The following is a 7,589-nucleotide window of genomic DNA, read 5'->3' as shown; positions in this document are numbered from 1 at the left end:
AGGACCGGGACCCGGCCTACGAGAAGGACCGGGACCCGGCCTACGAGAAGGACCGGGACAGGCGCCTACTTGGAGGACCGGGACCGGCCTACGAGGAGGACCGGGACTTGGTCGCCGGGCACGCGAGCCGTTCGCCGACGGCAGGCACGTACGCCGCGGATCCGCCCGTCACCGGTAGCGGGACGGACGGTCAGCGGGCGGCCGGTGCGACCGGCGGACCCCTCCGCGCGACGGCGTACTCCAGCAGAACTCCGCGCAGCCGGCGCACCGGGACGAACACGGGCGTCCGCACGGGCCCGGCGGGCCGCACGGCCGCCGAAACCCGCAACGCCCGCCGCAGTAGCTCGAAGGGCGAGGCGCCGAGCAGCAGCCGGCCGGTGCGGTACGCGACCGCCCGCGCCGTACGGAACGCGGCCTCCTCGCCCCGCCACAGCCACACACCGCAGACGAGCGCGGCGAGCAGGTGGGCCGCGAACATGCCGACGTCACCACCCATGAGCAGGGTGTCCGCCGGCTCGGGGCCCATCGGGTGCGTATGCGTATGGCCGGCGTCCATGGACGCCGTGGACATGAAGGTGTCCGACGAGCGCGCACGTTGGGCGAGTCCGAACAGCTGGTGCAGCCCGAGCTGAGCCACGACCGTGGCTCCGGTCACCAACCCGACACCGCGCTCCCGCCCGGTGAGCCACCACGCGGCGGCCGTCGTCGCGGCGAACGCGTACCCGACGGCCCACCACGGCAGACCCGCCCCGGACATCAGCGTGTGCCCCAGGCTCGCCGTCACCACGCACACGGCCGCGAACACGGCGGCACGCGCGAGGCGGAAGGCGATCCCGGAGGTCATGGCGAGCATCGTGCCAGTCCAGGGCCGCCGGGATGACCGGAGCCCCGATATGCGCCTCACGATGTGACCCACACCACGCGAACCTCCGGGAACTCGACGCCCTCGCGCACCGACTACTGCACCGCAACGGCCGAGCACGGCCCGTCGTCCCCTGCCCCACCGGAGAAGCCCGCCGATGACCACCGCTCCCACGACCGAGACGGACGAGTCCCCGCAAGCCGTCGCCCCCTCCCCGAAACGCGGCCTCTGGTCGCCGCTGCGCCCCCTGGTCCTGCGGCTGCACTTCTACGCCGGAGTGCTCGTCGCCCCGTTCCTGCTGGTCGCCGCCACGACCGGATTCCTGTACGCGGCGTCGTTCCAGGCCGAGAAGATCCTGTACTCACACGAGATGACGGTCCCTGTCGGCGACGAGAAGCTGCCGATATCCGAGCAGGTCACGGCCGCTCGCAAGGCCCACCCGGAGGGCACGGTCTCCGCCGTACGCCCCTCGCCGAAGGACGACGAGACCACCAGGGTGATGCTGTCCGGCGTCCCGGGCATCGAGGAGACCCACACCCTCGCGGTGTTCGTCGACCCGTACACCGCCAAGGTGCGCGGCTCGCTCGAACAGTACGGATCCACCGGCGCGCTGCCGCTGCGCACCTGGATCGACGAGTTCCACGCCAACCTGCAGCTCGGCCAGAACGGCCGGCTCTACAGCGAACTCGCCGCCAGCTGGCTGTGGGTGATAGCGGGCGGCGGTCTGGTGCTCTGGTTCAGCCGCCGCCGTACGCAGCGCAAGATACGCGGCACCACCGGCCGCCGACGCACACTCGGTCTGCACGGCACGGTCGGTGTCTGGGCCGCCCTCGGGTTCTTCTTCCTCGCGGCGACGGGACTGACCTGGTCGACGTACGCCGGCGCGCACATCGACGAACTGCGCACCTCGCTCCACCAGGCCACCCCCGCGATCTCGTCGGCCGCGGGCGGCGAACACTCAGGCCACGATTCCGCTGCAGCAGAGGGAGACGTCGGGCACGGTGTCGGCCTCGACAAGGTGCTGGCGTCCGCGCGGGCGGAGGGCCTGGGCGACCCGGTGGAGATAGTCCCGCCCGCCGACGCCGAGTCCGGCTACGTGGTGAGGCAGGTCCAGCGCAGCTGGCCCACCAAGCAGGACGCGGTCGCCGTCGACCCGTCGAACGGCGAGGTCACCGACACGGTCCGCTTCGCCGACTACCCGGTCCTCGCGAAGCTGACCCGCTGGGGCATCGACGCCCACACCGGAGTCCTGTTCGGCCTCGCCAACCAGCTCGTACTGATGGCCCTGGCCCTGAGCCTGATCCTGCTCATCCTCTGGGGCTACCGAATGTGGTGGCAACGCGGCCGATCCTCCTCCTTCGGCCGCCCCATTCCCCGCGGCGCCTGGCAACACGTCCCCGCCTACATCCTCGTCCCCCTGATGGCAGCCATAGCCGTCCTCGGCTACTTCGTCCCCCTCCTCGGCATCCCCCTGGCCGCCTTCATCGCCGTGGACATCGCACTGGGCGAGATCGCCCACCGCCGCGGGAAACGGACGTACGCGACGGCCAAGTAGCGACCCGCAGTTGTACGTACGGTCGGGTCCCTTTGGGCGGGTACCCGGCCGTACGCGTCGTTGTGGCCGCAACGATGTGCTTGCGAAGGGATGTTCACGAAGAACTCTTCCGGAAGAGTTCTTCGCGTTCTACGCTGCGCCCCATGGCGGACGACGACATCACCCTCGACACGGCCGCGCTACGTGTACTGGCGCACCCCATGCGGCTCGCACTGCTGAACCGCCTGCGCCAGCAAGGCCCGGCAACCGTGCGGCAGTTGGCCACGCACTTCGAGCTGGACTCCGGCGCGGCCAGCTACCATCTGCGGCGTCTGGCGGCGGGCGGACTCATCGAGGAGGACACGGAGCGGGGGACGAGGCGGGACAGGTGGTGGCGTGCGCGGCACCGGATTTCGATGCACGACCCGTCCTTGTCACCCGACGCCACCGAAAACCGTGCGTACGTACAGGCTCTGGCCCTGACCGACGGCGAGACGCTGCGCAGGGTGGCCGCCGAGGTCGTACCGGTCCTGCCCGACGAGTGGTTCGGGGTCAGCACGTTCATGAGCCAGACGCTGCACCTGACGCCCGGCGAACTCGACGCGATGAAGCGGGAGTTGGCGGGAGTGATCGAGCGGTACCGGACGGGGGAGCCGGCCGAGCGGGTGGCCGTTCAGCTGCAGATGTTCCCGTTGCTCGTCGACGAGACGTGACCGCGAGGCCCGCCTTCCGCGATCCCGACGTCCTGCGCTGGCTGGGCGCCTACACCACGTCGGTCACCGGCGATGTCGCCTATTTCATGGCCCTGTCCTGGGCCACTGCCCGTGTCGCGGGTCCCGCACAGGTGGGTGTCGTCCTCGCCGTCGGGGCGATACCCCGTGCCGTCCTCATGCTGGGCGGCGGTGTGCTCGCCGACCGCTTCGGCCCGCGCCGCGTGCTGATCGGCAGCGACTTCGTACGGTGCGGGGTGCTGCTCGGTGCCGCCGCCGCGACCTGGGCCGGCGGCCCTCAACTGTGGCTGCTGTACGCCCTGTCCGTGCTCTTCGGCGTGGTCGACGCGGTGTTCATGCCGGCGGTGGGCGCTCTGCCGCCGAGGCTCACGGACCAGGGGCAGCTGGCCCGCGTGCAGGGCATGCGGGTGCTGGCGGTGCGGTTCAGCAACGCGGTGGGGCCGTTGGTCGGGTCCTTCGCCCTGGCCGTGGTGGGAGCGGCAGGCGCATTCGCCGTGGTGGGGGCGCTGTTCGGGGTGTCGTTGGGTCTGTTGTCGGCGGTGCGCATGAAACCGGTCGTCGCGACGGCGGTCGCCACGGCGCCGGGGGAGGGGGACGTCGAGCCCGCCCCGCATCGGAGCGGTCCCGTCGAATCCAAGCCGCCCCGGCCCCTGTCGGCCGACCTGCGCGACGGCCTCCGCTATCTGCGCGGTCACCGGCGGCTGCGCCGCCTCGTCTGGGTCATCGCTCTCGGTGAGATGTGCTTCAGCGGCCCGCTCGCGGCCGGACTCGTCCTTCTCGCCGATGAACGGAAGTGGGACGCCGCAGCACTCGGCTGGATTCTCGCCGTGTTCAGCGTCGGTGGTGCCGTCAGCGCCCTGGCGATGGCCGCGGCCCGCCGGGTACCACGCGCCGGAACCGTTCTGGCCGTCTCGCTCGCCGTGACCGCCGGTCTGGTCACGGTGCTGGGCAGGGCCACGGCACCAGGAACAGCCGTCGTGCTCAGCGGGCTGCTCGGCGCGGTCAGCGGTGTTGCGATGGTTCTGGGCAACGCCCTGGTGCAGAAAGAGGCCGAGCCCCGGTACCTCGGGCGCGTCACTTCCGTGACGACCCTCGGCACCTTGGGGCTCAGCCCTCTGCTCTTCCCGCTCACCGGCCTGGCCGCCGCATTCTGGGGTACGGCGACCTTCTTCGCCGGGTGCGGAGCGATCTGCGTCCTCGCGGCAGCGACCGCGCTCAGCCCGTCACTTCGCGGTGTGCGCCTCTAGGCGCTCGCGCTTCTCCCGGCACTCACAAGGACTCGAACTCGCCCGCGAGGGCCGAGGCGAGGCGGATGTGGGGCTCGGCCTCGTCTGTTCGGCCCTGGCGTTGGAGGGTGCGGCCCAGCATCAGGCGGGCGTAGTGCTCCACGGGGTCGCGTTCGATGAGGAGCCGCAACTGGGTTTCCGCGCGGCCCAGTTGGGCCGAGTGGTAGTAGGCGCGGGCCAGCAGCAGTCGCGGGCCCACCTGCTCCGGCACCTCCTCGACCAGGCCGTCGAGGATGCGCGCCGAGGCGGCGTATTCCTTGGCGTCGAAGAACATCCGGGCGCGCTCCCAGCGCTCCGCGGACGTCCCGTGGTCGTAGTACGTCGTGTCCACTTCCGACCTCCTTCGGCAGGCAGAACGACGTTGATTCGTTGAATATTCCACGACCTTCGCGGGTGCCCAGTCTTGGCTGCCGGTGGCTTTACATGCGGGCCAGTTCGGCGTTCGCCCGTTCGTTGACGAGTGTCAGTACGCGGCCTGCCGTCGCCAGGTCCTCGGTGGGGATGTCCGCGTAGATCCGGGCGGAGATCTGGTTGGTCTCGGCGGTGACCCGCTCGTACAGGTCCCGGCCGACGGGTGTGAGTCGCAGCCCGGAACCGTCCGACAGGACCTCTTCGACCAGCTTCGCTGCCACCAGTTCGTCGATGGTGGCGTGCACCGCCGACTCCTCGATCTTCAGTGAGCCGGTCACGTCGGCCGCCACCTTGCCGCGTGCGATGGGGGCGTCCGCGATCGCGACGACCCTGAGGGTCACCGACTGGTTGAACGTGTTGCCCGTACGCGTCAGGACGCGCTCCAGGACGGCACGGCCCGCGTAGTGGGCCAGGGCGATGACGCGGCCGTTGACGGTGGGGGTAGTGGGTGTGGCGGGTGTGGCGGTGGTCATGACTGCTCCGTCTCGTTCTCGGTCGGCGGGTCAAGTGGTACGTCCAGCAGGGTCGCCAGCTCGCGGCTGAAGGCCTTGGTGCGTGGGCCGTCGAGGCCTCCGAGTGGCGTCAGCAGTTGTTCCAGCAGTCCGTGCACGATCCCGATCGCTCGGCGAGTGACCTCGCGACCCTGGTCGGTGAGCGTCAGCTGCACCGCGCGGGGATCGGCGGGGTCCCGTGTGCGCTCGACGAGGCCGGCTGCCTCCAGGGCGCGGGCGAGCTTCGACACGTACAGCGGTTCGAGCCCTGTGTGGTCGGCGAGTTGCCGCTGGCTGGGGCGGAGCCCGGTCCGGTGCATGCCGTACAGCGACGCCACCAGCGAGTACTGCGCGTGGGTCAGGCCGAGCGGCGCCACCGCCCGGTCCACGGCGACCCGCCATTTCATCGACAGGCGCCACACCAGGAAGCCGGGCGTCGCGCCCTCGGGGTTCGCGCTCATGAGATATACGGTACATGGCTACTATGTACATGGCTAGTATCTGCCAGGCGGCCGTCGTGACCGCCGACCGGCGGGTGGATGGCCTGACGGAGCGTCCTTCGCGGGGCTAAGTTGTGGGCCATGAGCAATCTTGATCGCGAGGCAGTTCCCGCTCTGTGCGGCGGCCGGGGATTCGTGGTGGCGGAGCCGGTGCGTGAACTCCTCAGTCCCCGCCGGGTCAAGCTCGGCGAGTCCAGCGAAGTCCGCCGTCTGCTGCCCAACCTGGGCCGGCGCATGGTGGGCGCCTGGTGCTTCGTCGATCATTACGGCCCCGACGACATCGCCGAAGAGCCCGGTATGCAGGTTCCGCCGCATCCGCACATGGGCCTGCAGACCGTCAGCTGGCTCCACGAGGGCGAAGTCCTGCACCGCGACTCCACCGGCAGCCTCCAGACGATCCGGCCGCGCGAGCTGGGCCTGATGACGTCCGGCCGGGCCATCAGCCACTCGGAGGAGAGCCCCAAGTCGCACGCCCGCTTCCTCCATGGCGCGCAGCTGTGGGTCGCGCTCCCCGACGGCGACCGCCACACCGACCCGCTGTTCGAGCACCACGCCGAACTGCCCGTCGTCACCGCACCCGGCATCGAGGCCACGCTCATCCTCGGCAGCGTCGACGGGGCGGCCTCGCCCGGGACGACGTACACCCCGATCGTCGGCGCCGACCTGGCCCTCGCTCAGGGCGCCGACGTACGCCTCCCGTTGGAGCCGGACTTCGAGTACGCCGTGCTGTCCATGTCCGGCGAGGCCCACGTCGACGGCGTACCGCTGCTGCCCGGTTCCATGCTCTACCTCGGCTGCGGTCGCTCCGAACTCCCCCTGCGCGCCGAGTCGGACGCGGGCCTCATGCTCCTCGGGGGTGAGCCGTTCGAGGAGGAACTGATCATGTGGTGGAACTTCATCGGCCGCTCCCAGGAGGAGATCACCCAGGCCCGTGCGGACTGGATGACCGGGGCGCGGTTCGGCGAGGTGAAGGGGTATGACGGGGCGGCACTGCCTGCTCCTGAATTGCCGCCGGTACCACTCAAACCGCGGGGAAGGGTGCGCTGACGAGAGGGAATCCGGGGTGGCCGTCGCGCGGTTGCGCGGCTTCGGCGACTTGCCTGGCCGCTCCTTCGTGCTGGGCGGGGGCTTCGCGCTATGGCCCCTGATCGGTTCCGACCTCACCCCCGTACGCGAGCATTCTGGCGACCTCGCTGTGGCGGCGTATCGTGCGCGACCACGACACTGGTGTGGGGCCGGGCGAGTTCACCCGGCTCGGCCTGTACGCGGTGTCCGGCGCGCTCGGCTGTTCGACGCCGGCGTTGTGGGTGTGGCTGCGTTCGATCGGAACATGACCTGCGTGGGAGTCGGAGGGTGAGCGGATGGCCGTCATCGCGTGGATCGTCGAAGGTGCCTGGCCCGCCGTAGTGGACGCCACTCTCACTCATGCCTCTGAGGATGCTGAGATCGTCCTGCTCCATGTGACGGGCCATGAGATCCCGGGCATCGCGCACGGTGCCTTCGCCGGCCTGCTCGGCCGTGGCCACCCCGAACGCGACCCCGGCACCCGCCTGGAACACCTCGCCGCCACTGCCGCCAACCAGCTCCTCCAAGCCGCCGCCGACCGCCTCGGCCGCCCCTGCACCCGCATAGAGCGCACCGGCCGCGTCGAGCAGGAGGTCGTGGTCGCCGCGCAGGGCGCGGAGTTGCTCATCGTCGCGCGCGACGGCGACCGCAGCCGCCTCGGCCCCAAAAGCCTGGGCCCGGCCGGCCGCTTCGTCGTCGACCACGCCCC

10 protein-coding genes are annotated in these 7,589 nt (G+C 70.8%); 6 read left to right on the top strand and 4 right to left on the bottom strand.

From position 1 onward, the window contains the following. Positions 1-190 precede the first annotated feature (190 nt). Positions 191-844 (bottom strand): hypothetical protein, encoded by a 654-nt coding sequence (locus AOK17_RS46905; protein WP_055618739.1) that lies wholly within the window; start codon positions 842-844, stop codon positions 191-193. 175 nt (positions 845-1,019) lie between these two features. Between AOK17_RS46905 and AOK17_RS46900 the strand changes: the two genes are divergently transcribed. The 3 genes from AOK17_RS46900 (at position 1,020) to AOK17_RS46890 (ending at position 4,374) form a co-directional block, all read left to right on the top strand. Beyond that, entirely contained in the window at positions 1,020-2,417 is a 1,398-nt protein-coding gene (locus tag AOK17_RS46900; protein ID WP_055618736.1) for a PepSY-associated TM helix domain-containing protein, read from the top strand. A gap of 143 nt (positions 2,418-2,560) precedes the next feature. After that, a complete protein-coding gene (locus AOK17_RS46895) occupies positions 2,561-3,109 on the top strand; it encodes a winged helix-turn-helix domain-containing protein (RefSeq protein ID WP_055618735.1) in 549 nt (182 codons plus the stop codon). Then, a complete protein-coding gene (locus tag AOK17_RS46890; RefSeq protein ID WP_055618734.1) occupies positions 3,106-4,374 on the top strand; it encodes an MFS transporter in 1,269 nt (422 codons plus the stop codon). Before AOK17_RS46895 ends, AOK17_RS46890 begins: the two co-directional genes overlap by 4 nt. Before the next feature lie 22 nt (positions 4,375-4,396). On the opposite strand, the gene AOK17_RS46885 is transcribed toward AOK17_RS46890, so the two are convergent. From AOK17_RS46885 to AOK17_RS46875, 3 genes are all read right to left on the bottom strand, one after another. After that, the gene (locus AOK17_RS46885) at positions 4,397-4,744 is read right to left on the bottom strand and encodes a tetratricopeptide repeat protein (RefSeq protein WP_063997398.1); all 348 of its coding nucleotides are present in this window, start codon (positions 4,742-4,744) and stop codon (positions 4,397-4,399) included. 88 nt (positions 4,745-4,832) lie between these two features. Continuing rightward, entirely contained in the window at positions 4,833-5,297 is a 465-nt protein-coding gene (locus AOK17_RS46880) for a MarR family winged helix-turn-helix transcriptional regulator (RefSeq protein ID WP_055618733.1), read from the bottom strand. Continuing rightward, complete coding sequence (locus AOK17_RS46875) at positions 5,294-5,776, bottom strand: MarR family winged helix-turn-helix transcriptional regulator (protein ID WP_055618732.1); 483 nt, start codon at positions 5,774-5,776, stop codon at positions 5,294-5,296. The genes AOK17_RS46880 and AOK17_RS46875 overlap by 4 nt, the downstream gene beginning before the upstream one ends. A gap of 120 nt (positions 5,777-5,896) precedes the next feature. On the opposite strand from AOK17_RS46875, the gene AOK17_RS46870 reads away from it, so the two are divergent. From AOK17_RS46870 to AOK17_RS46865, 3 genes are all read left to right on the top strand, one after another. Further along, complete coding sequence (locus AOK17_RS46870) at positions 5,897-6,862, top strand: pirin family protein (protein WP_055618731.1); 966 nt, start codon at positions 5,897-5,899, stop codon at positions 6,860-6,862. Positions 6,863-7,023: 161 nt separating this feature from the next. After that, a complete protein-coding gene (locus AOK17_RS53725) occupies positions 7,024-7,149 on the top strand; it encodes a hypothetical protein (protein ID WP_281198699.1) in 126 nt (41 codons plus the stop codon). 27 nt (positions 7,150-7,176) lie between these two features. Further along, on the top strand, positions 7,177-7,589 hold a 413-nt coding region (locus AOK17_RS46865; protein WP_055618730.1), incomplete at its 3' end, for a hypothetical protein.

The organism is Streptomyces phaeochromogenes, assembly GCF_001418655.1.
GTDB lineage: Bacteria > Actinomycetota > Actinomycetes > Streptomycetales > Streptomycetaceae > Streptomyces > Streptomyces phaeochromogenes.
Note: the sequence above shows the minus strand (reverse complement) of the source record. Positions and strands in the feature narration are given on the sequence as shown.